The sequence below is a fragment of the Streptomyces sp. NPDC104106 genome (genome assembly GCF_055584345.1).
In genome coordinates this window covers 248,715-272,912 of sequence record NZ_JBVJMF010000006.1, presented here as the reverse complement: position 1 = coordinate 272,912, position 24,198 = coordinate 248,715, and the positions used below count along the sequence as shown (strand labels likewise).

The 24,198-nt window shown below is 74.1% G+C and carries 23 protein-coding genes and 1 pseudogene; 11 read left to right on the top strand and 13 right to left on the bottom strand.

The window, feature by feature from the left end; translation table 11 throughout:
- Positions 1–14 precede the first annotated feature (14 nt).
- The 4 genes and pseudogenes from ACZ60X_RS17080 to ACZ60X_RS17065 all read right to left on the bottom strand — a co-directional run bounded on the left by ACZ60X_RS17080 (position 15) and on the right by ACZ60X_RS17065 (position 3,662).
- Complete coding sequence (locus ACZ60X_RS17080; RefSeq protein ID WP_469599237.1) at positions 15–1,244, bottom strand: glycosyltransferase; 1,230 nt, start codon at positions 1,242–1,244, stop codon at positions 15–17.
- A 272-nt stretch (positions 1,245–1,516) separates the two neighbouring features.
- Positions 1,517–2,086: pseudogene (locus ACZ60X_RS17075) on the bottom strand (bifunctional 5,10-methylenetetrahydrofolate dehydrogenase/5,10-methenyltetrahydrofolate cyclohydrolase); the annotation flags it as partial.
- A gap of 226 nt (positions 2,087–2,312) precedes the next feature.
- Entirely contained in the window at positions 2,313–2,678 is a 366-nt protein-coding gene (locus tag ACZ60X_RS17070; RefSeq protein ID WP_469598933.1) for a nuclear transport factor 2 family protein, read from the bottom strand.
- 357 nt (positions 2,679–3,035) lie between these two features.
- Positions 3,036–3,662, bottom strand: coding sequence for an acyltransferase domain-containing protein (locus ACZ60X_RS17065; protein WP_469598931.1), 627 nt, complete (start codon positions 3,660–3,662; stop codon positions 3,036–3,038).
- A 111-nt stretch (positions 3,663–3,773) separates the two neighbouring features.
- Here ACZ60X_RS17065 and ACZ60X_RS17060 point away from each other — a divergent pair, with 111 nt between their 5' ends.
- The 3 genes from ACZ60X_RS17060 to ACZ60X_RS17050 all read left to right on the top strand — a co-directional run bounded on the left by ACZ60X_RS17060 (position 3,774) and on the right by ACZ60X_RS17050 (position 6,530).
- The gene (locus tag ACZ60X_RS17060) at positions 3,774–4,859 is read left to right on the top strand and encodes an S-(hydroxymethyl)mycothiol dehydrogenase (protein ID WP_469598929.1); all 1,086 of its coding nucleotides are present in this window, start codon (positions 3,774–3,776) and stop codon (positions 4,857–4,859) included.
- Positions 4,859–5,488, top strand: coding sequence for an MBL fold metallo-hydrolase (locus tag ACZ60X_RS17055; RefSeq protein ID WP_469598927.1), 630 nt, complete (start codon positions 4,859–4,861; stop codon positions 5,486–5,488). Before ACZ60X_RS17060 ends, ACZ60X_RS17055 begins: the two co-directional genes overlap by 1 nt.
- A gap of 127 nt (positions 5,489–5,615) precedes the next feature.
- On the top strand, positions 5,616–6,530 hold the full coding sequence (locus tag ACZ60X_RS17050) for an SDR family oxidoreductase (RefSeq protein WP_469598925.1): 915 nt from the start codon (positions 5,616–5,618) through the stop codon (positions 6,528–6,530).
- A gap of 111 nt (positions 6,531–6,641) precedes the next feature.
- On the opposite strand, the gene ACZ60X_RS17045 is transcribed toward ACZ60X_RS17050, so the two are convergent.
- Positions 6,642–7,541 (bottom strand): LysR family transcriptional regulator, encoded by a 900-nt coding sequence (locus ACZ60X_RS17045; protein WP_469598923.1) that lies wholly within the window; start codon positions 7,539–7,541, stop codon positions 6,642–6,644.
- 70 nt (positions 7,542–7,611) lie between these two features.
- On the opposite strand from ACZ60X_RS17045, the gene ACZ60X_RS17040 reads away from it, so the two are divergent.
- The 3 genes from ACZ60X_RS17040 to ACZ60X_RS17030 all read left to right on the top strand — a co-directional run bounded on the left by ACZ60X_RS17040 (position 7,612) and on the right by ACZ60X_RS17030 (position 9,401).
- The gene (locus ACZ60X_RS17040; RefSeq protein WP_469598921.1) at positions 7,612–8,247 is read left to right on the top strand and encodes a maleylpyruvate isomerase family mycothiol-dependent enzyme; all 636 of its coding nucleotides are present in this window, start codon (positions 7,612–7,614) and stop codon (positions 8,245–8,247) included.
- Between the two features lie 128 nt (positions 8,248–8,375).
- The gene (locus ACZ60X_RS17035; protein WP_469598919.1) at positions 8,376–9,074 is read left to right on the top strand and encodes a L,D-transpeptidase family protein; all 699 of its coding nucleotides are present in this window, start codon (positions 8,376–8,378) and stop codon (positions 9,072–9,074) included.
- A gap of 132 nt (positions 9,075–9,206) precedes the next feature.
- Positions 9,207–9,401 carry a hypothetical protein gene (locus ACZ60X_RS17030; RefSeq protein ID WP_469598917.1) on the top strand — a complete coding sequence of 65 codons (195 nt, stop codon included), beginning with the start codon at positions 9,207–9,209 and terminating at the stop codon, positions 9,399–9,401.
- Positions 9,402–9,489: 88 nt separating this feature from the next.
- Here ACZ60X_RS17030 and ACZ60X_RS17025 read toward each other — a convergent pair whose 3' ends face one another.
- The gene (locus ACZ60X_RS17025) at positions 9,490–10,875 is read right to left on the bottom strand and encodes a S1 family peptidase (RefSeq protein WP_469598915.1); all 1,386 of its coding nucleotides are present in this window, start codon (positions 10,873–10,875) and stop codon (positions 9,490–9,492) included.
- Positions 10,876–11,346: 471 nt separating this feature from the next.
- Between ACZ60X_RS17025 and ACZ60X_RS17020 the strand changes: the two genes are divergently transcribed.
- Positions 11,347–12,543 (top strand): MalY/PatB family protein, encoded by a 1,197-nt coding sequence (locus ACZ60X_RS17020; RefSeq protein ID WP_469598913.1) that lies wholly within the window; start codon positions 11,347–11,349, stop codon positions 12,541–12,543.
- A 10-nt stretch (positions 12,544–12,553) separates the two neighbouring features.
- Complete coding sequence (locus tag ACZ60X_RS17015; RefSeq protein ID WP_469598911.1) at positions 12,554–12,940, top strand: PPOX class F420-dependent oxidoreductase; 387 nt, start codon at positions 12,554–12,556, stop codon at positions 12,938–12,940.
- Between the two features lie 113 nt (positions 12,941–13,053).
- Here the strand turns inward: ACZ60X_RS17015 and ACZ60X_RS17010 are convergent, their stop codons facing one another.
- From ACZ60X_RS17010 to ACZ60X_RS17000, 3 genes are all read right to left on the bottom strand, one after another.
- Positions 13,054–14,220 carry an NAD(P)/FAD-dependent oxidoreductase gene (locus ACZ60X_RS17010; RefSeq protein WP_469598909.1) on the bottom strand — a complete coding sequence of 389 codons (1,167 nt, stop codon included), beginning with the start codon at positions 14,218–14,220 and terminating at the stop codon, positions 13,054–13,056.
- Between the two features lie 118 nt (positions 14,221–14,338).
- Positions 14,339–14,767 (bottom strand): Zn-ribbon domain-containing OB-fold protein, encoded by a 429-nt coding sequence (locus ACZ60X_RS17005; protein ID WP_469598906.1) that lies wholly within the window; start codon positions 14,765–14,767, stop codon positions 14,339–14,341.
- A gap of 161 nt (positions 14,768–14,928) precedes the next feature.
- Positions 14,929–15,696: a TetR family transcriptional regulator gene (locus tag ACZ60X_RS17000; RefSeq protein ID WP_469598904.1), complete on the bottom strand. Its 768-nt coding sequence runs from the start codon at positions 15,694–15,696 to the stop codon at positions 14,929–14,931.
- Positions 15,697–15,840: 144 nt separating this feature from the next.
- Between ACZ60X_RS17000 and ACZ60X_RS16995 the strand changes: the two genes are divergently transcribed.
- The 3 genes from ACZ60X_RS16995 (at position 15,841) to ACZ60X_RS16985 (ending at position 18,011) form a co-directional block, all read left to right on the top strand.
- Positions 15,841–16,125 carry a hypothetical protein gene (locus ACZ60X_RS16995; RefSeq protein ID WP_469598902.1) on the top strand — a complete coding sequence of 95 codons (285 nt, stop codon included), beginning with the start codon at positions 15,841–15,843 and terminating at the stop codon, positions 16,123–16,125.
- Between the two features lie 249 nt (positions 16,126–16,374).
- The gene (locus ACZ60X_RS16990) at positions 16,375–17,226 is read left to right on the top strand and encodes an ATP-grasp domain-containing protein (RefSeq protein WP_469598900.1); all 852 of its coding nucleotides are present in this window, start codon (positions 16,375–16,377) and stop codon (positions 17,224–17,226) included.
- A gap of 143 nt (positions 17,227–17,369) precedes the next feature.
- A complete protein-coding gene (locus ACZ60X_RS16985) occupies positions 17,370–18,011 on the top strand; it encodes a peptidoglycan-binding domain-containing protein (RefSeq protein ID WP_469598898.1) in 642 nt (213 codons plus the stop codon).
- Positions 18,012–18,497: 486 nt separating this feature from the next.
- Here ACZ60X_RS16985 and ACZ60X_RS16980 read toward each other — a convergent pair whose 3' ends face one another.
- The 4 genes from ACZ60X_RS16980 to ACZ60X_RS16965 all read right to left on the bottom strand — a co-directional run bounded on the left by ACZ60X_RS16980 (position 18,498) and on the right by ACZ60X_RS16965 (position 23,922).
- A complete protein-coding gene (locus ACZ60X_RS16980) occupies positions 18,498–18,878 on the bottom strand; it encodes a hypothetical protein (protein ID WP_469598896.1) in 381 nt (126 codons plus the stop codon).
- Positions 18,879–19,226: 348 nt separating this feature from the next.
- The gene (locus ACZ60X_RS16975; RefSeq protein ID WP_469599236.1) at positions 19,227–20,144 is read right to left on the bottom strand and encodes a MurR/RpiR family transcriptional regulator; all 918 of its coding nucleotides are present in this window, start codon (positions 20,142–20,144) and stop codon (positions 19,227–19,229) included.
- A 78-nt stretch (positions 20,145–20,222) separates the two neighbouring features.
- A complete protein-coding gene (locus ACZ60X_RS16970) occupies positions 20,223–21,926 on the bottom strand; it encodes a phospholipid carrier-dependent glycosyltransferase (protein WP_469598894.1) in 1,704 nt (567 codons plus the stop codon).
- Positions 21,927–22,017: 91 nt separating this feature from the next.
- The gene (locus ACZ60X_RS16965; RefSeq protein ID WP_469598892.1) at positions 22,018–23,922 is read right to left on the bottom strand and encodes a phosphatase PAP2 family protein; all 1,905 of its coding nucleotides are present in this window, start codon (positions 23,920–23,922) and stop codon (positions 22,018–22,020) included.
- Positions 23,923–24,198: the final 276 nt, after the last annotated feature.

Sequence of the window (24,198 nt, the reverse complement as noted above, 5' to 3'; positions counted from 1 at the left end):
GTGGCGAGCGTGGGTCAGGGGTCGAGCCGGGCCACGGCCGCCAGCACCGGGGCGGCTCCGTCCTCGGCGCGGATGCGGGCGCCCAGGGAGCGGGCCCGGTCGCGGTACTCGGGCCGGCGCGTGGCCAGGGTCAGGGCCGAGGCCAGCGCGCCCACGGTCAGGCGGCGCAGCGGTACGGCGGCCGGGGCGACGCCGAGGGCGACCAGCCGGGCGGACCAGAACCCCGCGTCGAACTGGATCGGCACCGGCACGGCGGGCACCCCGGCACGCAGCCCCGCCGCCGTCGTACCCGCGCCCGCGTGGTGGACCACGGCGGCCATGCGCGGGAAGAGCAGCGCGTGCGGCACGTCGCCGATGGTCAGCATGTCGTCGCCGTCGGCCGCGAGCCCGCCCCAGCCACGCTGGATGACCCCGCGCAGCCCGGCCCGCCGCAGCGCCGCCACCACCTGGGCGCTGACCCGCCGGGCGTCCGGCATGGTGGCGCTGCCCAGCCCGACGAAGACCGGCGCCGGACCGGATCCGAGAAACGTCCGTACGGCTTCGGGGAGTTGGTCCTCGGTGTCGTACGGCCACCAGTAGCCGCTCACCGTCAGCCCCGGCCGCCAGTCCCGCGGCCGGGGCACGACCAGCGGACTGAAGCCGTGCTGTACCGGCCAGAGCCGCCGCTCCCGGGCCCGCAGCGCGGCACCGGAGCGCACCGGCGCCAGCCCCAGCCGCTCGCGCACCCCGGGCAGGGCACCCGAGAAGATGTGCTCCGTGGCGAGGCACACCCCGTGCCCGGCCACCCGGTTCGCCGTCGGTCCCCAGGAGCCGCCGCCGAGCACGGGCGGCGCGAACTCCCGTGTCCCGGCGAGGGGTTGCAGGTACACCCCCATGCTGGGCAGGCCCAGTCCCTCCGCGATGGTATGGCCGAGCGGAGCCAGCGAGGCGGACAGCAGCAGCGCCTCGCTGTCCCGGGCCGCCGTGAGCAGATCCTCGGTCATCCGCCCGACCACCCGGCGCGCCATGTCCCCCAGGCGCACCAGCTTCGTCACCTCGCCGGTGCTGCGGTGCAGGCCCCGGCCGCGCGGCGACTCCAGCTCGGCCCGCGGATCGACCGGCAGCGGATGGAAGCGAACGCCGGAGCCCTCGGACAGCGGCTCGAAGCGGGCATGGGTGACCAGGGTGACCTCGTGCCCGGCACGGGCCAGGCGGTGTCCCAGTCCGGTGTAGGGAGCGACGTCGCCCCGGGATCCGGCCGTCATGATCGCAATGCGCACGATGACCCAGTATGACGGCAACGCGCCCCGTGCGGGGTCCCAACGACGCGGCCGGCACGGCGGGTTCGCGTCCGCCGCAGCCGTTGACTTCCTCCTCGGCCGGCTCTACGGCCGGCGCACGAAGGGTTCGGATTATCGGCCTGTGTTCGACATGCAGACCACGCCTACGACCTCGGCACCGCCGACGGCACGCCCTGGTCCTGTGGACCTGCAACGGGCAGGACGACCGAAGTGGTCCTGGACCTGACCGCCGGTCCTCAACCTGCCGCCGCTGCGGCGGCCGCGACCGTCTGCTCCAGCAGGGCGGCGATCGTCATCGGACCGACGCCGCCCGGCACCGGCGTGATCAGCGAGGCCCGCTCCACGGCGGAGCCGAAGTCGACGTCCCCGGCGTTGCCCGGGCTGTACCCCGCGTCGGTCACGACCGCGCCGGGCTTGATGCCCTGGCCGCGGATCAGACGGGGCCGGCCGACGGCGGCCACGACGATGTCGGCCTCACGGACCGCCGCCGACAGGTCCCGGGTGCGCGAGTGGCAGTAGGTCACGGTCGCGTCCCGGGCCAGGAGCAGCATGCCCACAGGCTTGCCGAGGATCGCGCTGCGGCCCACCACCCCCGCCCGCTGCCCGGCCGGATCGACGTCGTACTCGTCCAGCAGCCGCATGATCCCGCCGGGCGTGCAGGAGACGAAGCCGGGCAGCCCGAAGCTCATCGTGGCGAAGGAGGCGAAGGTCACCCCGTCGACGTCCTTCTCCGGCGCTATTGCCTCGAAGGCCGCCCGCTCGTCGGCGTGGTCGCCGACCGGGCGCTGGAGCAGGATGCCGTGCGCGGCGCGCGCGTGGCTCCCCTGCCGGACGGCGGACGCGTGCGGCCCAGCGGTGCCGGGTCCTGCGGGCGCGCCGGAGCGGGCGGGGACGGGTGATCCCCAGGAGCGAGCGCAGCGACCGGAACCCGAACCCTCCGAAGCCGGCGCGGGCAGAGAAGGTCCAGGCCAGCCGGGAGCTGACCTGGACCCTCGCACTTCTCCTTCCGCCGCCCGTCATGCGCGGGTACGGCTACTCGTCCCAGGCCTGGATGATCAGCTGGTCGGCGATCTTGCCGTCGCGCAGCGTGATCATCGACTCGGCCAGGACCTTGGTGCCGTCGCCGTACTGGCACACCTCGCTGAAGGCGACATGATCACCCTGCACGACGCACTGAGCCAGCTTGTGCGTCATGTCGCGGCTGTAGATGTCGTGCAGCAACTGGGCGATCTGGCCCCGGCCGTGCAGGACGGTGGGATGGCTGGGCTGGTTGTTGTGGTCGACGATACGGACGTCCGCGTCGTCGGCGTAGAGCGCGAGCAGGGAGTTGCCGGTCGTCCCCTCGATGGCCCGGCGCAGTTTCTCGGTGTCGAAGGCGGAGCCTGTCGCGGTGCCCATGGTGACCTCCTTCAGGCGCCCGCGGCCCGGTGGGGAGCGGACCGCGCGGCCTCCACCCTTCGAGGCTCCCCCGGCCCGGCGGCCACGGCAAGCGCAGCCGGACGCCTCCGCCCCACGGGGGAGCGCGGTCCGCCACCCGTGTCCGGCCGGGGCCCTGCGCCCCTGGCGAACGCGGTCGGCGCGAGCACACCGGACAGGAGCTGATCAACCCGATGACCGTGCGCGACGCGCTCACCGTCAGCGGCATCCCCGCCGCGCACAAGGCCCAGGTGCCGCACGCCTCCCGGCAGATGGGCGCGCCGGACCGGATCGACCAGCTGAAGGAACCGCACCAGGTCACCGGCCCCGCGGCTCCGGTCACGGGCCTGCTGTCCGCCGCCGTGTTCCGGTCCCCGGCTCCGCCCGCAGCGCGGCCCAGTCCCGGGACAGGGCGATGGCCGTGGCCGGCCCGTCCGGCAGGCAGGCCGGGAGGAGGCGGACGAGCATGTCGCCGGGGCCCAGTTCCAGCCAGGTGCGGACCACCGCGCGGTGCGGCGCACCCGCCGTGTCCGCGAACCGCGGCGGCGCCCGCCGCATCCGGAACCCCGGCTCGGCGATCCCGGCGCCCACCGGGCGCGGGTGCAGGCTGGCGAGGATCCTGCCCGTGCCGCGGCGGCCCGGTGCCGGATCGGGCAGGCCGTCCCGAAGGCGGGCCGGCGTGCCCACGGCGTGGCAGGCCTGCGCCGGCGAGAAGACGCCCGCGGCATGGGCGGCGGCCATCCGTCCGGCGGCCTGCCCGAACACCACGTCCGGCCGGACGCCCCAGCTGCGCGGCAGCCGGTACTGCGCCACCTGCAGCGCGAGGAGCGCGGGCCCGGCGTACGACGCCCGGTCCAGCAGCGCCGCCGTACGGGTGCCGTCGGCCGCGAACATCACGCCGGCCGACGGGAGTTCGGGATACGGGCCGAGGCGCGCGCGGATGCCGCCCAGCGTCTCGGCGAACACCGGGATGATGCTCCTCCGGAAAGATCCACGATCACCGTCGTGGTCCGCCCCGCTACCCCTCGGTCACACGTAGGGTCGGCAGCGAAGGCAATCGAAGGAAGGGGCCAGAGCATGGCGCAGGAAGTCCGCGGCGTGATCGCACCGGGGAAGGGCGAGCCCGTACGGATCGAGACGATCGTGGTGCCGGACCCCGGGCCCGGCGAGGCCGTCGTACGCGTCCAGGCCTGCGGCGTCTGCCACACCGACCTGCACTACAAGCAGGGCGGGATCTCCGACGACTTCCCCTTCCTGCTCGGCCACGAGGCCGCCGGTGTCGTGGAGTCGGTCGGCGCGGGCGTCACGGACGTGGCACCCGGTGACTTCGTCATCCTCAACTGGCGGGCGGTCTGCGCACAATGCCGCGCCTGCCTGCGCGGCCGGCCCTGGTACTGCTTCAACACCCACAACGCCGAGCAGAAGATGACCCTCACCGACGGCACGGAACTCTCCCCGGCCCTCGGGATCGGCGCCTTCGCCGAGAAGACGCTCGTCGCCGCCGGCCAGTGCACCAAGGTCGACCCGGCCGTCTCCCCGGCGGTCGCCGGTCTGCTCGGCTGCGGGGTCATGGCCGGCATCGGCGCGGCGATCAACACCGGGGGCGTCGGCCGGGGCGACTCCGTCGCCGTCATCGGCTGCGGCGGCGTCGGCGACGCGGCCGTCGCCGGGGCGAACCTCGCCGGTGCCGCCAGGATCATCGCCGTGGACATCGACGACCGCAAGCTGGACAAGGCCCGCACGCTGGGCGCCACCCACACCGTCAACTCCAAGCAGACCGACCCCGTCGAGGCGATCCGCGAGCTCACCGGCGGCTTCGGCGCCGACGTCGTCATCGAGGCCGTCGGCCGCCCCGAGACCTACCAGCAGGCCTTCTACGCCCGCGACCTGGCCGGCACCGTGGTCCTCGTCGGCGTGCCCACTCCCGAGATGAAGCTCGAACTGCCCCTGCTGGACGTCTTCGGCCGCGGCGGCGCCCTGAAGTCGAGCTGGTACGGCGACTGCCTGCCCTCCCGCGACTTCCCCATGCTGATCGACCTGCACCTGCAGGGCCGTCTCCCGCTCGACGCGTTCGTCACCGAGACCATCCGACTGCAGGAGGTGGAGCAGGCGTTCGCGCGCATGCACCACGGTGACGTGCTGCGCTCGGTGGTGGTGCTGTGATGACCGCCCGCATCGAACGCCTCGTCACCGCGGGGAAGTTCACCCTCGACGGCGGCTCCTGGGACGTCGAGAACAACGTCTGGATCGTCGGTGACGACCACGAGGCGATCGTCATCGACGCCGCCCACGACGCCGAGGCGATCGCCGACGCCGTGGGCGACCGCCGGCTCACCGCGATCGTGTGCACCCACGCGCACAACGACCACATCGACGCCGCCCCCGCCCTCGCCGACCGCACCGGCGCCGTCATCTGGCTGCACCCCGACGACCTGCCGCTGTGGCGGCAGACCCACCCGCACCGCGAACCAGACCGGCACCTGCTCGACGGCCAGGTCATCGAGGCGGCCGGCGCCGACCTCACCGTCCTGCACACCCCGGGACACGCCCCCGGAGCCGTCTGCCTGTACGACCCCGGACTCGGCACCGTCTTCACCGGCGACACCCTCTTCAAGGGCGGCCCCGGCGCCACCGGACGCTCCTTCTCGCACTTCCCGACGATCATCGACTCCATCCGGGACAGGCTCCTCACCCTGCCCCCGCGGACCGAGGTCCGCACCGGGCACGGCGAGTCCACCACCATCGGAGCCGAGGCACCCCACCTGGAGGAGTGGATCGCCCGCGGGCACTGACCTCCGCTGCGCCCGGCCCCCGTCCGGGCGCCTCCGGGACGCAACCCCGTCCCATACCGACAGAGGATGTCCGGTTTTCCCAGGACAGTGGCGGACGACAGCAGCCGTACCGCACAGGAGGCCGGACATGTCAGGACCGCTGCAGGGCAAGGTGGCGCTGGTCGCCGGGGCGACCCGGGGCGCCGGACGCGGCATCGCCGTGGAACTCGGCGCGGCCGGCGCCACCGTCTACGTCACCGGACGCAGCACCCGCGCCCGCCGCTCGGAGTACGACCGCCCCGAGACGATCGAGGACACCGCCGACCTCGTCACCGCGGCGGGCGGACGGGGCATCGCCGTAGCCGTCGACCACCTCGACCACGCTGCCGTACGAGCCCTGGTGGACCGCGTCGCGGACGAACAGGACCGCCTCGACATCCTCGTGAACGACATCTGGGGCGGCGAGAAGCTCTTCGAGTGGGACACCCCGGTCTGGGAGCACGACCTGGACAACGGCCTCAGGCTCCTGCGGCTGGCGGTCGAGACACACGCCGTCACCAGCCACCACGCGCTGCCCCTGCTGCTGCGCCGGCCCGGCGGCCTGGTCGTGGAGGTCACCGACGGCACAGCCGACTACAACCGCGGCACCTATCGCGTGAACCTCTTCTACGACCTCGCCAAGTCCTCCGTCCTGCGCATGGCCTTCGCCCTCGGCCACGAGCTGGGCCCGCGCGGCGCCACCGCCGTCGCGCTCACCCCCGGCTGGCTGCGCTCGGAGCTGATGCTCGACCTGTTCGGCGTCCGCGAGGACAACTGGCGCGACGCCCTGGAGAAGGAGCCGCACTTCGCCATCTCCGAGACCCCGCGCTTCGCCGGCCGCGCCGTCGCCGCCCTCGCCGCCGATCCCGGCGTCGCCCGCTTCAACGGGCAGTCCCTGTCCAGCGGCGGCCTCGCCCGGGTGTACGGCTTCACCGACCTCGACGGCAGCCGGCCCGACGCCTGGCGCTATCTGGCCGAGATCCAGGACGCGGGCGAACCGGCCGACGTCACCGGGTACCGGTGATCCGTCGTACCCGGTGGGACGACGGACCGTGGGCCCCGGGCCGAAGGGGGCTCGCGGACCGGGCGAGCGGCGACGGCGAGCCCTTACCCGGCGACGGCGAGGACCCGGCGCTCATCCGCCGGTCATTCCCTTCCGCAGCCGCCGCAGCAGTTCCCGCGCCGCCGGCGCCATCGGTCCCTCCGCCCGCCAGGCCAGCGCCACCCGCCCCCGGGCCCGCGCGTCCCCGAGGGCGACGGCGTCCAGGCCGGGCCGGGCGCCCCGGCCGGGCAGTACGGCGACGCCGAGGCCCCGCAGCGCAAGGCGGGCGAGCGCGTCCGGGGTAGCCGCCTCGAAGGCGACGTGCGGCCGCAGGCCCGCCTCGGCCCACAGCCGCTCCAGGACCGTCCGCGTGCCGGTCCCGCGCGGCAGACAGATCAGCCGGTGCCCCTCCAGCGCCGTCAGCGGGACGCCGTCCGGGTCCGCCTGCGCGGTGAGAAGGCGATGCCCGGGGACGGCCGCCGCGACCAGCGGCTCGTCGATCACCACCAGCGTGGCGAGGCCCGGCGGCGGCTCCCGGTCGGCGACCCCGGTCACCGCCAGATCCAGCTCGCCCCGGCGCAGCGCGGCCAGCATCCGCACCGAGGTGTCCTCGGTGAGGGTGACCTCGATGTGCGGATGCGCCGCATGGAAGTCCGCCAGCAGCCCGGCCACGTCGAAGGCGTGCGCGAGCGTGCCGGGCACGAGACCGACGGCGACCCGGCCGCGCAGCAGACCGGAGTACTCCGCCACCGTCTGCCGCACCCCGTCGACGGCCGCGAGCGCCGCACGCGCGTACGGCAGTACCGCCTCGCCCACCTCCGTCGGCCGCACCCGGCGGTCCGAGCGGTCCAGCAGCGGCTGCCCCAACTCCCGTTCCAGCTGCCGTATCTGGGCGCTGAGCCCCGGCTGGGACAGGTGCAGGCACCCGGCGGCCCGGGTGAATCCGCCCTCCTCCACCACCGTCACGAAGTACCGCAGCTGCCGCAACTCCATAACCACTGATGCTAGTTGCCAGACGGATCATGTCTTGGACTTCCGCCGGGGTGATCACGACCCTGGAGTCATGGGGAGAGCAGCAGACACCACCGTCACCGCCGCCATCGCCGCCGAGCGCCGCGAACTGGCCGTCGTCTTCGAGTCGTTGACGCCCGTGCAGTGGGAGGCGCCCAGTCTGTGCGCGGGCTGGCGGGTGCGGGAGGCGGTGGCGCACATGTCGATGGGGTTCCGCCACTCGACCGCGAAGGTGCTGGCGGGACTGGTCAGAGCGGGCGGCAGCCTGCACCGGACCACCGACCGCTTCGCCCGGCGTGACGCGGCGGCCCACACCGACGCCGAGCTGGCCGCGTTCCTGCGCATCCACGCCCGCCACCCGTGGAAGCCCCCGGTCGGCGGGCTCACCGCGGCCCTCGGGCACGACGTCGTGCACGGCCTGGACATCACCGTCGCCCTGGGCCTGGACCGGCGGGTCCCCGAGGACCGGCTGCGGCTGCTCCTCGACGCCGTCGACCCGCGTGCCTTCCGGTTCTTCGGCACCGATCTCACCGGCGTCCGGCTGTGCGCCGACGACCTCGACTGGACCCTCGGCACCGGCGCGCCCCTGTACGGCCGCGGCCAGGACCTGCTGCTGGTGGCCTACGGCCGCAGGCTCCCAGCCGGCCGGCTGCGCGGGGACGAAGTTCACCGTTTCGTCACGGACTGACCGGAACCACAACCCCCGGGCCCCCGCGCAGGTCTAGCAGCCCGACATCGTGGGAAGCGAGTGGGAAGCGCCCGGGGCGGGTCCCGGGCGGCCCGGGGAGAGAGCCAAGGGGAGAAGGGGACAGGGACATGGGGGACAAACGCAGACGGGGTGTCGTCGCGCTGGGAGTCACGGGACTGGTGGCGCCGCTCACGCTCGCCCTCACCAGCGCGCCGGCCCAGGCGGCCGTGAGCTGCACCACACAGGCGGGGCCGTACCAGAAGCAGGTGGAGAAGTTCCTCGGCCGGCCCGTCGACGGCAAGCAGTCCGCCGCCGACTGCCGGGCGATCAAGGCCTTCCAGGACAGGTACGGCATCACGCCGGACATCGGCTACGCCGGGTCCGTCACCTGGGGGGTGATGGACCTCATGAACAAGCAGAAGGCCGTCGGGAACAACCCGAACAGCAACGGCGCGTGCCCGGTGAACAAGGGCCGGATCGCCTGTGTCGATCTCACGCTCCAGCTCAGCTGGATCCAGGACGGCAAGAAGGTCGTCTACGGACCGGTGCCCGTGCGCACCGGCCGCAAGGGGTACGTCACCCGCACCGGCCTGAAGAAGGTCTACTGGCGTGACCTCCATCACGTCTCCACCCTCTACAACGTGTCGATGCCCTACAGCCAGTTCTTCGACGGCGGCCAGGCCTTCCACTCGGTGGGTCTGAGCATGTGGAACCCTCCGGGTTCGCACGGCTGCGTCAACATGACGACCAAGGACGCCCAGAAGTACTGGTCGCTGCTGAGGAAGGGCGACGACGTCTTCGTCTACGGCCGCAAGCCGGGCACCTGAGAGTGAGGGGAGGGTGTGAACTCCGGTGCCGGGATTGACAGATCGCGTGGATCGATCGACGTGATGAGCAACACGGTCCGAAATGTCCGCATCGAGTGTACTTGCTCACAGCGCCTTCACGTCGATCGGCATATGCTTCACAGCATGTCCACCACTGTTGAAGCCGTCACCGAGCGCCCCGCGCGATCGGCCGCGGAGGTCAACGAGGAGATCAGGGCCCTGTGGCGCCGGTCGGGCGGGACACTGACCACCGAGCAGCGCGCGGAGTACCAGCGCCTCGTGATGGAATGGGCCGCCGCGACCCCGCGGTCGAAGCGGGCGGCCTGACCGACCTCGGGCCGGCCGCGCCGTCACCTCACCCCACCGTATCCTCCAGGGCACCCGTGAACGCACGGGTGCCCTTGCCGTGTCCCGGTCAGCCCCAGGTCGCCGAGTAGTACTGCTGGTAGGCCTTGCGGTCCTGCTCGGCCCGGATGTACCGGGTCGCGACGAGCGCGATCAGACTGCCCCCGATGACCAGCAGCCCCGGACCGAGGGTGCGCGTGTTCGTCAGCCGCGCCAGCAGTGTCTCGTTCCCGCCGCCCGCCACCGGTGCCGTCGAGCCCGGCGTCACCGCGCCCGGCGCGATCGCGGCCTGGGTCGCCGCAGCGGACGGCGCGGGGGAGGGGGCCGCGCTCCGGGCGGCACTGCCCGCGCTCCCGGCCGACACGATCAGCTTGACGTTCAGCGCCGTCAGCGCCTTCGTCACCGGCTGGAAGAACGTCGTCCCCCCCGTCGTGCAGTCCCCGCTGCCGCCCGAGGTGACGCCGAGGGCGATGCCGTCGGAGAACAGTGGCCCGCCACTGTCCCCGGGTTCGGCGCACACGGTGGTCTGGATGAGCCCGGTGACCGTGCCCTCCGGGTAGTTCACGGTCGCGTTCAGCGCGGTGACCGTGCCGTCGTGCAGCCCGCTGGTGCTTCCGCTGCGGAACACCCGCTGCCCCACTGTCGCGTCGGCGGCCCCCGTGATCCGCACCCCGTTGCCGCCGCCGATCGCGACGACGTCGGCGCCGTCACCCGCGCGGCCCGAGGCGTACTTCACGAGCGAGAAGTCGTTTCCGGGAAAGGTGCTGCTCACCGTCTGCCCCAACTGCCGGTCCCCCTGGGCGCCGGCGAACCAGAGGGAGCCCGCCGGACCGCAGTGCCCGGCGGTGAGGATGAAGTCGCTCGCCCCGTCGGTCACGTTGAACCCGGCCGAGCAGCGGCCACCGGTCGACAGGATCGGCTGGGCGCCGTTCAGCCGCGTGGTGAACGTGGCCGCCGTCCGCTCCATCCGCACGAAGCCCCCGATCTTCGCGGCCAGTCGGCTCATGCGGGACCAGTCGCCCTTCGACACCGTGCGGTCCGCGCTCACCACGACCCGGTTGGTCCGGTAGTCCACCGCCCACGCGGTGCCCGCGACCCGGGGCGCCGAACGCAGCGCGGCCGTCGCCGAGTTGAGCTGGTCCATGCTGTGCGCCACGACCTTCGCCGCGGCCCCGGCGCCGCGCACCGCCCGCGCCGCCGCGTCATCGGTGACCGCCACCACCGGCCGCCCGTCGGCGCCGATCCAACTGCCCGCCGTACGGCCCGTGCCGAGCCGCGCCACCAGCGCGGCGCCGGTGTCCCCGGTGACGGCGGGCGAGGACAGCGGTCTCGTGGCGGCCGCGGGGGGCTCGCTCGCCATGGCCGCCTGGGTGACCATCGCGCCCCCCAGGAGGAGTCCGCCGACCGCCGCCAGGCGTGTCACTCGCCGGACGATGCGTCGTCGTGCGTGCCGCATGCGTGGCTCCCGAAGCCGAACCCGAACGCGCGCCGCCCGGGCGGCGGCGCCAGGCCCCCGGCTCGTCGAGGGCCCGTACCTCCATACGCGGCGCGGAGCCCGGGTGTTCAGCCCGGCTCGGTTCTTGCGCGCCACCCCGCCGAACACGGCGGCCTCCTCCGGCTCCGCCCCGTGCCCGTGCTCCGGGCGCCGGCGCGAGCAGGAAAGCCGGTCCGCGCACTTTCCGAGGCCCGGGTGCAGCCGCGTGTGCGGCTGACCCGTGTTGATGCGGCTGCGCAGCGACATGGCCGCCTCGTGGGCGGCCGCCGGGTCGTCGGTCACGTCTGTCGGCTCGTGGAGCCTTGAGGAGGGCCGGACGGGCGGCGCGTTCATTCGGTCATGGCGCACTCCGGACGCCCGAGTCGATCACCGTCCGGCACTCCGGCCTTCCGGGCCGTTTCCGCCGCCGCCCCGGCCGCCTATCGTGAGCCCATGACCGGCACAGCGCACGGCACCCACGGCGAACCGGACCCCTTGCGCGCCCTCGGCCTGGCGCGGCTGCGCCGCCGTACCAGCATGAAATGGCGCACCTACCCCGAGGACGTGCTGCCGCTGTGGGTGGCCGAGATGGACGTCCCGCTCGCCGAGCCGGTGGTCCGCGCCGTCACCGACGCGCTCGCCCTCGGCGACACCGGATACCCCGCCGGTACGGCGTACGCCGAGGCGCTGGCCGCGTTCGCAGCCGACCGCTGGGGCTGGGACGGTATCGCGGTCGAGCGCACCGCGATCGTCCCGGACGTGATGCTCGGTGTGGTCGAGATGATCAGACTGGTCACCGGGCCCGGCGACCCGGTGATCGTGAACCCGCCGGTGTACCCGCCGTTCTTCCAGTTCATCGGCCACATGGACCGCAAAGTGGCCGAAGCACCGCTCGGGCCAGACCTGCGCCTGGACCCGGCCGCCCTGGAGGCCGCGTTCCGGGAGGCCACCGCCGGCACCGGCCGGGCCGCCTTCCTGCTGTGCAGCCCCCACAACCCCACCGGCACCGTCCACACCGCGGGTGAACTGGCGGCCGTCGCCGCTCTCGCCGAACGCTACGGCGTCCGGGTCGTCGCGGACGAGATCCACGCCCCGCTCGTCGCCCCGGGCGCCGCCTTCGTGCCGTATCTGAGCGTGCCCGGGGCCGACCGCGGGCTGTCCCTGATGTCCGCCTCCAAGGGCTGGAACCTGGCCGGCCTCAAGGCCGCCCTCGCCCTCGCCGGTCCCGGGGCCGCGGCCGACCTCGCCCGGCTGCCCGAGGAGGTCAGCCACGGCCCCAGCCACCTCGGCGTCATCGCCCACACCGCCGCCCTGCGGGACGGCACCGGCTGGCTGGACGCCCTGCTGAGCGGTCTCGCGGGCAACCGGCGGCTGCTCGCCGGCCTGCTCGCCGAGCACCTGCCCGCCGTCCGCCCGCACCCGGCCGAGGCGACGTTTCTGGCCTGGCTCGACTGCCGTGCCCTCGGTCTCGGCGACGACCCCGCGCGTGTCTTCCTGGACCGCGGCCGGGTCGCCCTCAACTCCGGGCTGCCGTTCGGCACCGGCGGCGCGGGGCACGTACGGCTGAACCTGGCGACCTCGCCCGAGATCCTCACCGAGGCGGTACGGCGCATGGCGGCGGCACTGCCCGCGGCGGGGACGGACTCCTAGACTGCCGGGCATGGACGACACTCGGCTGGACCGGCTCGGCTCCGGAAAATACCTGCTGGTCACCAGCTACCGCATGAACGGCACCCCGGTCGCCACCCCGGTGTGGGTGGTCCGGGACGGGGACGCGCTCGGGGTGTGGACGGCCGCCGACAGCTTCAAGGTCAAGCGGATCCGGCGCCGCGCGGACGTCCTCGTCGGGCCCTGCGACGTGCGCGGCAACCCCACCGGCGACCAGCAGCCGGCCACCGCCGTGCTGGCCGACCCGGCCACCACGGCCCGCTACCGGGACCTGATCGCCCGCAAGTACGGCATCCTCGGCCGCCTCACCCTGCTCGGCAGCAGGCTGCGGCGCGGTCTGGACGGCACCGTCGGGATCCGGGTGACCCTCACGCGGTGACAGCGGCGAGCGCATCCTGCGGCCAACTGGCTTGCGGCTGACCGTGTTTGCTCGCGCGCGACTGCCGGGCAGGGACCACCAGTAAAGCGAAGGTAATCAATCACATGATGCGGTCAAGACAAGCGCGGGTGGCACGCGCGCAGTTGAGCCTCCGGCCGCCCGGTGGCGATCTCGGCCGCGACCAGCCGGCCGATCACGGGTGCGAGGGTCACGGCGGAGTGGGCGACGGCGAGGTACACCGACCCGCCGGTGGTCAGTGAACTGCCGGCGGACGGCCAACTCCCGGTGTGCGCGCTGTCGAGGGGTGGCGAATCGCCGGTGGGCCGGGGGAGGCCGGTGGGCGGCGAGCAGCCGGCCGGCAGCGGTCCGATGAGCGGGCCGCCGGCGGGCATCGGCCGGTCGGCGACGTGGGAGCCGACGACCTGACAGGCGTCGGCGCCGGTGAAGGCGGCCCGCAGGAGGGCCCGTGGGTCCACCGCCGGGCCCCGCCGGCCCTCGACGGACGCGGTGAGCGATGCCGGGAGCGTCATCAGCAGCCGGCCCGGCGCGACTTCGCGGACCTCGAAGTCCGGGCCGGCGACGATGCCGCCCACCAGGCCGGGCGGCGCGGACAGCCGCACGAGCCGGGCCGGTGACGCGGTCACCGGAAGGGAGACACCGAGGGGGGAGACGAGCGCGTTGACGCCGGTACCGGCGGCCAGGACGACCGTGTGCGCCGGATGGAAGCCGTCCGCGGTGTCCACGCCGGTCACCCGCCCGCCGACGACGCGCAGGGCCACCCCGGACGCGCCGAGCACCACCCGGCTGCCGCGCGCCTGTACCGCCCGTACCAGGGCCTCGGTGACCGCGACCGGGTCGACACCGCCGTCGGAGGGCGTGTACACGGCGACCGGCGGGGGAGTGCGCAGCCGGGGTTCGAGGTCCCCGATCCGCTCAGGGCCCACGGGTACGCTCTCCGTCCCCTCTGCCTGCCCCGGCCCGTCGACCGCTTCCGGCCACCTTTCCCCGGACGCCCACCGCAGCGATCCCGTCCATCGCACCCGGACCTCCGGCAGTTCGGTCTCCAGCCGCCGCCAGTCCGCCAGCACCGAACCGCGCAGCCCCGCCGCGCCCCCGGGCCAGTCACCGCCCGCTCCGCCGATCCAGGCGAAGGAGTCACCCGTGACTCCGGCGGCGACCCGCGTCGCCCGGTCCACCAGGGTGACCGGCACACCCCGGGCCACCAGGTGGTAGGCCACCGACGCCCCGACCAGCCCGGCACCCACGACGACGACCGCCATCAACTCCCCCTGTACCGGACTGCCTTGGGGTTGAGGCTACCCGTGCACGCGCACACGGTGGCATACGGCCGCCCCGGCCCGCCCTCTCGTCTCGGGCATCCGCGCTGCGCCGGGCGCGTCAGGTCCAGGCCCGGTACGGCTCGTCCATCAGCTGGAACACCGGCTCCCCGCGCACCGGGTCCTTGGCGGTGGACAACCGGACCCGGTCGCCGCTGTGGATGCCGACCGGCGGGCCCATGACCCGCCCGCGGACCACGAACCCCTCGGCCATCTCGACCAGCGACACATTGCGCGCGGCGGGCGTGTTGCGGTGCAGCACCGTGGAGTGCCGGACCGTCCCCACACCCTCGCTGCGCTCGGTGCGCAGTTCACTGCCCTGGCACACCGGACACAGCAGCCGGTGGTACATCGCGGTGCCGCACCAGGTGCAGCGCTGGAAGAGGAGGGCGTCCTTGGAGTCCGCGGAGACGGAGACGGAGACGGGGTCGAGCACGCCCGCCGCGGCGCCGCCCGCCGGATGCGAGGCCTCTGTCGAGTGGTGGTACACGCTGGTCAACTCCCTGCGCTCGGCCGGAATCCCGCGTGTCCGGCGCGCACCGGGCACACGTGTGCGCCGGAGCCGTGCTACCGCGCACATCGACAGACTATGGCACTGAGTGTCACTCGTAAAGGCACTGCGTACCCTTCTTGAGAGGGAAACCCGCCCCGTCAGACCCGGCCGAAGGCCTCTTCCAACTCCTGCACCACCCGCCACAGCGGAGCGTCCCGGCGGCAGGCCAGCACCACCACGTCGGCGGAATCGTCCGCCGGTCCGCCGCTCGGTACGGGGCCGACGCGCGCGCCGGCGGGAGCCGCCGGCGCGACGGGAGGCGCGGCCCCGGCGGACCGCCCGAACGCCTTCTGCACATAGCCCAGCGCGTGGTCCACCGCCGCGCCCGCGTCGCCCTCGCCGTCCGAGCGCAGCCAGGAGCGCAGGCCGTTGTTGTGCGCCGCCACGACGGCGGCCGCGATCACATCGGCCCGCAGTGTGCCGTCGGGCAGGCCCGCGAACCGTCCCCGCAGGTACTCGGCGAGTGCGCGCTCGTAACGCCACACCACCGACAGCTCGTAGGCGCGCAGGCCCGGCACCTGCTTGGTGAGGCGGTAGCGCTGCACGGAGAACGCGGGGTTCTCCGCGTACATCCGCAGCACCAGCCGGGCCGCGTCGCACACCCGCCGCACCGGCTCGTGCTCGGCACCGCTCGCCGCGAGGAAGGCGGTCATGTCGGCCAGGCAGCGCTCGTGATCGGGGAAGACGACGTCCTCCTTGGAGGGGAAGTAGCGGAAGAACGAGCGCCGGCCGACCCCGGCCAGGGCCACGATGTCGTCGACGGTCGTCTGCTCGTACCCGCGTTCCACGAAGAGCCGGAAGGCCGCCGCGACCAGGGCCTCCCGCATCGGCGGCTTCGCGGCCGGCGCCGCGCTGCTGGAGCTCATGAACGGAACGTAGCACCCGGGCGGCGGGTGTGACACTCGGTGCAGCCGGAAGGCCCTTCGAGGGGAACTGAGTGCTGTGAAGCTGCCATCAGAACACGTCGACCAACGCCATGAGCGGGTAGCGGGTGCTCGAACGCGGCCCTGGTGCACAGCGACGAGGGCGCCATCGTGCTCGCCCCCCGCCTCCGGGCGCTCCACGACGCGCTCATCGCCTACGAGGACGAGGTCGCCGCCCTCGCCGACGTGCCCCTGAGCGTCGGCGCCCCGTCCACCCGCGCGGCCGGCGAACTCGCCGCGAAGCTCCAGCCGCGCCGCCTCGCGGAACAGGACGGCCGACGGCATACCGGGCCCCGGCAACACCTCGATCCGCTCCCCGAGTTGCGCATCCGGTCCTCGTGCGGCGGCCGGGCGCCCACCGCCGGCTCCTGACCTGTGGCAGGGGTTCCGGGCCGAGGGGGCGCTGAGCGATCGATCACCCTGTGATCGTCGTGATCGCGTCGCGTCACCGCACCGGAAGGGCCGGCCGCCCGGAACGGCCCCGCTCGAAACCGCCTCCCCGCTGCGCCGTAACCTTTCTGCACCGTGCCGGGAGCGGCCCGCGCCCACAGGCTCGCGTCTGCGGCGGCGGGACGCGGACACCGGCCGTCCCCGCACCGGCCCGTCCCGAGGAGATCCCGTATGCCCGCCGTCCGCCCCCGCCTGCTCTACGTCACGGACCTGGCGTACCGGGCCCGCGGCCGCCGCTACTGCGACGAGGACATCTTCCTCACCTCCCGGCTGCGCGCCCGCTTCGACCTCGCCCTGTGCCACCCGCTGGACGCGGCCGCGCTGATGGACGGCTACGACGCCGTCGTCGTCCGCAACAGCGGGCCCGTGCTCGGCTACCAGAGCGCCTATGACGCCTTCCGCGAGCGAGCGCTCGAAACGGGCGCCCGGGTGTACAACCCGCTCACCGGCAAGGCGGACATGGCCGGCAAGCAGTATCTGCTCGACCTGAGCGACGCGGGCCTGCCGGTGATACCGACGGCCGGTCGCGCCGAGGAACTGCACCGGCTGCCGCACGCCGAGCGGTACGTGGTCAAGCCGAGGCTCGGCGCGGACTCCGTCGGCCTGCGGATCGTGCCCGCAGGCCAGGTCGCCGCGGCCGCCGCCGCGACCGGCGGCGAGGTGCTGATCCAGCCCTGCGTCGACTTCGTCCACGAGGCGTCCTTCTACTTCGTCGACGACGACTTCCAGTACGCCCTGTACGCCCCCGACCCCGAGCGCCGATGGGAGCTGCGGCCCTACGCCGCGACCGCCGCCGACCTGGAGTTCGCCCGGCGCTTCATCGACTGGAACGACCTCGGCCACGGCATCCAGCGCGTGGACGCCTGCCGCACCCGCGACGGCGAACTGCTGCTGGTCGAGTTGGAGGACCTGAACCCCTACCTGTCCCTGGACGCGCTGCCGGAGGAGGCCCGGGACGCTTTCGTCGCAGCCTTCACGGCATCCCTGGGCCGGTTCGCGCAGGGCGCCCTCACCTCGGTGTGACGGTCACCCGGCGGGCGGATGAGGTGGCGTGCCTGAGCGCCTGGCGACGGTCTGAACGGGGCCGCCGCGCGGGCCGTATCCGAGCCCGGGGACCTCACATGTCCGCGACCCGTACGGGACGGGCGGGGACGGAAGGAGAGTCAGTGCCGACACCGACCGATCCTGAAAGCCCGTACCCCGGACCGGGGTTGGAACCGGTCCGGGTGCTGCGGCTCCGCCGGTTCGACGCCCTCGCGGAGCTGATGCGGGAGATCCGCCCGGAGCCGGTGACGTACGAGCCGGTCACCTCGGCGCCCGCCGTCGAGGACGACACGCAGGAACTGCCGCCCGTCCCACCGGGCGCGGGCCGGCGCTCCGGCCCGCGCCGGGCGGTCCTCGTCGGCGCGGTGGCCGTGGCCGCGCTGGCGGGCTTCGGCTGCGCGCTGTTGCTGCCCGCCCACGAGGAGGCCGCCGCGAGCGCGGCGCCGTCCCGGCCCGCGACGACCGCGCCGCCCGCCACCACGCCGGCCCCCGCCGCCCCCACGACCGGCTCCGACCCCGACGGCCCCGGCACCCTCCGACAGGGCGATACCGGACGCGAGGTCACCGAACTCCAAGAACGCCTGCTGCGCGTCCCGGACGTCTACCGCGGCGGCTCCACCGACGGCACCTACGGTCCCACCCTCACGGCGGCCGTGGCCCGGTTCCAGCTCTGGTACGGCGTCAGGGGTGACGAGTCGGGCGTCTACGGCGATGACACCCGCCGGGCCCTTGAGTCACGTACGACCCTCGGCGACGACTCCTGATACCGGCCGACGCCCACCCGAGCGATGCATCCGGCGGCCCCGCACGGTACGGCCGGCGGGAAGGCCGTCCGGCGGGGATCGGGGCACCGCGGCGGGCGCGGGGTGCCCTGGCGCGGCACGCCGACGATACGGGTCCGGCGTGCGGCCGGCCGCCGGGCGGGTGGGGGTGTGCTCGTGGGGTGAGTGTCGGGCGGTGGTCTCCCGGCGGTTCCTGAGACCGGCCCAGGGACGCACCGGCGCGGCATGGCCCCGCAGGGTGTGGGCGCCGGTGTCCGTGGGCGGGGGGCCGTCCGGCGGGGATCGGGTTGCCCTCGTGCGGCACGCCGATGACTCGGTGTCCGGTGTGAGGTCGGCTGCCGGGCGGGTGGGGTGAGTGCCTGGCGGCGGTCTCCCGAGGGGTCCGGGCGCGGGAGCGGCGGTGCCCCGGGTGGAGCCGGCCGTCGGCTCCCGGTCGGCGCGGGGGTGGGTGCCGGGAGCGGCCGGTGGTCAGCGGCCGGCGGTCCGGCCCGCCAGGGCGTCGCTGACCGCGCGCACGCTGCGGGCGATGTGCTGGAGTTGCATGACCTCCGCGGCGTACAGCTTGATGGTGTGTTCGATGACCGACTCCGGCAGCCCGAGCATCGGCAGCTCGGCGCGCGCGGTCTGCAGGGCGGTCCGGGCCACCCGGACCTCCTGCTGGACCTGGATCTGGGCGTGCCGGGCGAGCAGCACGGGGTGGCGGATGAGCGCGGGATAGCTGGCGTAGCGCGCCGGGATCAGCTCCCGCAGCCACTTGGCCGCCGAGCGCTCCCAGTCGTACGAGCCCGGGGTCTTGACCTGACAGGGCCAGTCGGGACTGATGCGCGTGCTGGTCAGGGGCATGATCATCGCTTCCGGTGTGCGGCGTCGTGAGGGTGGTCGACGAGTGCGGGGCGGCCCCGGCCTAGGGGATGGCCGGGGCCGCCACGGGCGCGTCACGCGGACGGCGCGCCCCGGAACGCCCCGTGCCCCGCCGTGGGTAGGAACGGCGGGCGCGGGCGTCCGTGCGGGAGCCCCGGGCAGCGGGAACCGGCGCTGCGGTGGATCTTGCGTGCGCATGGCTGTCCGTCGGCTTTCTCGGGGCGGTGGTGCGAGCAGTATTTATATATGCCGACTGGTTTGCAAGCCGTATGAAAACATTCATGCGTGCTTTGTGGAGGATGATCCATGGATGCTCCCCGTCACAGGGTGGCCGGATCAGTCCTTCATGAAGAACTGGTGCTGCTCGGAGAGCTGTTCGTACTTCTCCAGCCGGGCCTGGGTGCGCTCGGGGTCGGCGTCGGTCATGGCCTGGAGCAGGGCCGCGGCGAGCACACCGGGCGCCGCGTAGGAGTCGAACACCATCCGCGAGCCGGTGCCGGTGGCGAAGGTGATGTCGGCCTCGTCGGCCAGCGGCCCGAGTGCCAGGTCGGTGATGAGCGCGACCTTCAGTCCGGCACCGCGGGCGACCCGGATCGCCTGGAGGGTCTCCTGGGAGTGCCGGGGCATGGCGAAGGCGAGCACCCAGGTGCCGCCGGCCTCGTGGGCCTGGAGCAGCGCGTCGTAGGCCACGCTGCCGCCGCGCGTGACCAGCCGTACGTCGGGGTGGATCCGGCGGGCCGCGTAGCCGAAGTACTCGGCGAGGGACACGGAGATGCGCAGGCCCAGCACGGTCAGCGGGGCCGAGCGGGACAGCAGGCGGCCGACCTGGATGATCCGGTCGGGGTCGGCGAAGTCGCGCCGCAGGTTCTCCAGGTTCTGGATCTCGGCGTCGACGGCCGCCTGCAGCTCGTTGGCCCGGTTCTCCTCGCCGGGGCCGCCCGCCAGCGCGCTCAGCGCGATCGACTGCAGCGTCTCGCGCAGCGCGGGATAGCCACTGAAGCCGACGGCCGCCGCGAAGCGGGTGACGGAGGGCTGGCTGACCCCGACCCGGTCGGCCAGCTCGGTGATCGACAGGAACGCGGCCTCGGTGATGTGCTCGATCAGGTACTGCGCGATGCGCCGCTGACCAGGTGACAGGCGGGGGCCGTCGAACAGTTCCCGGAGCCGGGAGGTGGGAGCGGGCTCGGCCTCGGGCACGGTCTTGCCCGAGGTGATCGCTGATGCCTGTGCGCGTGCCTGCTGCGGCGAGGGCACCTGGCCGCCTCCTTTGTCTGCCACGACCACTCAACATAGCTCACCGACTGTTGTGACCAGCGGGTTGAGCGTACGTGCTCATCGCCGGTAGAGGCTGATCGAATGACCCACGTCGCCGACCGGACGACTGGAGGCGATCAGTTCGGCCAGGGTGCCGCGTGCCTTGGCGACCGCCGTGTCCGACACCACCAGCAGCCCGTGCACCCGGTCCGGCGGCACCTGGCGCGGATCGGCGGCGCGGATGCCGTAGTACGACGGCACACCGCTGCCCTTGTACACCAGCCACACCCCCCGGCCCGGGTAATCCCGCCGGAGCCGGTCCGCGAGCCGGCCCAGGTCCTGTCCCCAGTCCACGTTGGAGTCGTGCAGCAGCCGATGGGTGCGGGCCGGACCGCCGAAGGCCTCGTTGGCGTACGGCAGGTAAAAGGGGAAGGTCCGCAGCGAACTCACCGCCGTCCACAGCACCAGCGCCGCCGTCGCGGCGGCCGTCCACCGCCGGCCCGACCGCGGCAGCCGGGCCCGCACGCAGTCCGGCACGCAGGCCGCCGCCACAGCGAGGAACACCGGCACGAACAGCGCGTACCGCGTCCCGAAGTCCCGCGCCCCCGTCATCGCCGCCGCGAGCAGCACCCCGGGCGGCAGCAGCAGATACGGCGCCGCGGGCCGCAGCCGCCGCAGCGCTAGGACCGCCACGGCACCGGCCGCGCCGAGCGCCAGCAGGCCGAGCGGCGTCTTCACCAGCAGGGCGACGGGCAGGTAGTACCAGCGCGAGCCCGTGTACAGGTGCCCGAACAGATAGCCCTGCCACGGGTAGTCCTCGAACGCGAACTGCACGCGCATCCCGGCCCGGTAGGCGGGCGGCAGCGGCAGCAGGTCGACCAGCCGCCCGCGCAGTCCGTGCGGCGCGGGGACCGGTTCGGCCGGGGAGAACCGCAGCCGCGGATCGACCACCAGGTACGAGACCCACACGACGGCGACCGCCACCACCGCCACGACGCCCGCACCGGCGAGCGCGGCCGTCGCCCTGCGCCGCCGGCCGGTCCCGGCGCGGGCGGCGGCCACGGACAGCGCCGCGAGCGCCATCAGCACCGGGACCGCGGGCAGCGCGCTCATCTTGGTCGCCGCCGCCGCCCCCAGCGCCGCCCCGGCCAGGGGCACGTACGGCGCGGGCCGCCGGCGTGCCCGCCACAGCAGCCGGACCGACAGCAGCAGGAAGCCGGTCATCGGCAGGTCCAGCGTGGCCAGGGAGCCGTGGGCGATCAGGTCGGGGGTGAAGGAGTACAGGGCGAGCGTGACCAGGGCGCCGGCCGGGCCCGTCAGGTCGCGGGCGAACGCGAAGGCGACCAGCCCGGTGAGCAGCGTCAGCGCGATCACCGGAAGGCGCGCCCACAGCATCAGCCGCCCGGGGTCGTTGCCCGACTCGTACAGCAGATGCCGGCCCACGTCTCCTTGCGTGCCGCGATACGCCGGGTCGTAGCGCGGGCCGGCCACCGCGACCCCGGCCGCGATCAGCAGCTTGCCGAGCGGCGGATGCTCGGGGTTGTAGCGCACGCGGTGCTCGTGCAGATAGTCGGTGGCCGTCGCGACGTACACCGGCTCGTCGATCGTCGGGGTCTGCTGGACGGCCGTCGTCACCATCGCCACGGCCATCTGCGCGAGCAGCAGCGCCACCGTGAGCGGCACCAGCCACCGCCGGTGCCGGCGCAGCCCGGTGTCAGGACGGGCCGGCGTCCCGGCGGGGACCGTCCGGCTGAGGACCAGGTGCTGTGCGCGCGCCATCATCCGCCCCGCGGTGGCACCGGCCGTACGGCGGCGGGAGGGTGCGTGGGCCCGATCATGGCCCTACTGTCGCACCGCTCCCGCCGCCGGGGCGTCACCGCTGCACGAGTCGTACCGACAGACCTTCTGCCGTGTACACGGGTACGGCCCGCAGCCGGTCGGAGTTCACCTCGATCCGGGCGAACCGGCCGCGCAGCCGGGGCACGTCGAGGACCGGCAGGGTGCCCGCGGCGGGCGGCCGTTCGGTGTCGAGGCGCAGCGACAGCACCGCGGTGCCGCCCAGGGCCGCGCGGTGACGGACCGTCACCGGGGCCTTGCGGCCCGCCCGCAGGGTGACCTCCAGCGTGCCCGCGTCCTGCGCGTAGGCCCCGCGCACCCGAAGCCGCCCGGCGACGCCCAGCGTGCCGTCCGTGATCCGCACGTCCCCGTGGCCGAGGGCGTCCTGCGACCCGGCGACCAGCGTGCCCTGGGCCAGCACGGTGCCGCCCGCGTAGCGGTTGCGGCCGGTCAGCATGAGCGTGCCGGTGCCGCGCTTGGCCAGCCCGCCGCGCCCGCCGATGTCGTTGCGCCAGGCGCCGGCCGCCGAGAAGCCGCCCGCTCCCGCGTCCAGCGTGACCGCTATGTCCGTGTCGAAGGCGCCGTAACCGTCCGCGGCCGCGAACAGGTTGAGCCGGCCCCACTGCTCGAAGCCGTCGAGGAGCACGTAACCGGAGGGCAGTGCGGTGGTGCGCAGCACCTCGCGGCGCTGGTCCGCGCTCAGGTACGGCAGCCGGGTCTCCAGCAGCACCTCCGCGCCCTTCGGCACGGTCATCGGCACCTCGCGGCCCTGCCGGGTGAGCACGTAGGTCAGCCGGGGCCGCACCGCACGCCAGTTGGCGTCCCGGTCGGCGTACGGGTCGGCGCCGGTGTGCGCGTAGGTGTACAGCGTGTCGGCCGTGGTGCCGGTCCGTTCGGTGAAGTAGGCGAGGGCCTGCGCGCGGGCCGCAGCCTTCAGCCGGGCGTTCGCCGGGTCGGCGAGGGCGGCGGCGGCGAGGGCGGTGGCCATGATCCGGCCGCCCATGACGTCGACGGGGTGGTGCATACCGGCCACGATCCGGGTGTGGCTCAGCTCGAAGGCGCGCGTCACCAGCTCCTGGAAGCGCTCCGGCACCGCGTAGGCGTAGGCGAGGGCCGCCAGGTGGAAGGCGTTGGTGTGGCCGCTCGGGAAGCCGCCGTCGTCGGCCGGGGAGGTGCCGCGCTGGCGCAGCAGCTGCGGGGCGACGGCCACGGGGGAGTCGTAGACCGGGAAGCCCAGCGCGTCGGTCCGGCCGGTGTCGACGACCTCGCTGTTCTCGTTCAGCCGCCACGGACGCGGGTACTGGAAGGCGTACTTGGCGGGGTTGCCGGAGGCGTACGGGCCGCGCAGGGTGTCGACGAGTTCGGCGACCTTGCCGAGCGCGGAGTCGTGGGCGCCCGCACCGAGCGCCGAGCCGGCCGGGGCGTCGGCGGGCACGGCGTCGCTGACGGTGGTCGCCGGGGTGCCGTCGGGGGCGCTGGTGATCGAGGTGACCGCCCGGGCGCCGGTGCGGTAGAGGCCGGCCAGCGGGCCGAGGCCCGCGATCATCGCGTAACTCTGGTGCTGGCGGTCGTAGACGAACGCCTCCTTCGCCTGCGCGTCGGTGCGCTCGGCCGTGGTCCGGGCGCAGTAGCGCAGGTCGGCACGGAGGATCCCAGGACGCAGCGGGGCGCCGGTGTTCCAGGCGGAGCCGGTCTTCCACACCGGGGCGAAGCCGCCGAGGGCCCGGACCACCGCGTTGGTCTCGGGCGTCAGGTTGCCGGTGACGTTGCTCCTGTAGTCGTCCACGAACGCGGCCGGCGCGCTCGCGGCCTTGGCGTCGGCCGCTGGCAGCCACACGGCGACGGCCGGGGCCGCGAGCACGCCCGCCGACGCGGCCAGCGAGGTCGTGAGGAACCCGCGCCGGTTGAGCACGGAGGAAGGGTGCCCGGCAGGTGACGGCATGCCTGTGCCTCTCAGGGACGGGCCACGGGAAGCCCCGGCGCTGGGTGCCGGGGTGTGCGATCCCGTGGAGAAGAAGAGGAAGAGGGGGACAAGTTGAACGAGTGAATATCTAGGGCGGGGGTGTGTACCGGCGGGGCGCGCCGGGTGATCTCCGCCTGTGCGGCAGGTGAACGCGGGAGTTCGGCGCACGGAGTCCTCCTGCCGGCTCGGCGGTGGATCGGTGGTGGACGCGGGGAGTCGGGCGGGGATGCCGCTGTCGGCCGGCGGGTGGTCCGG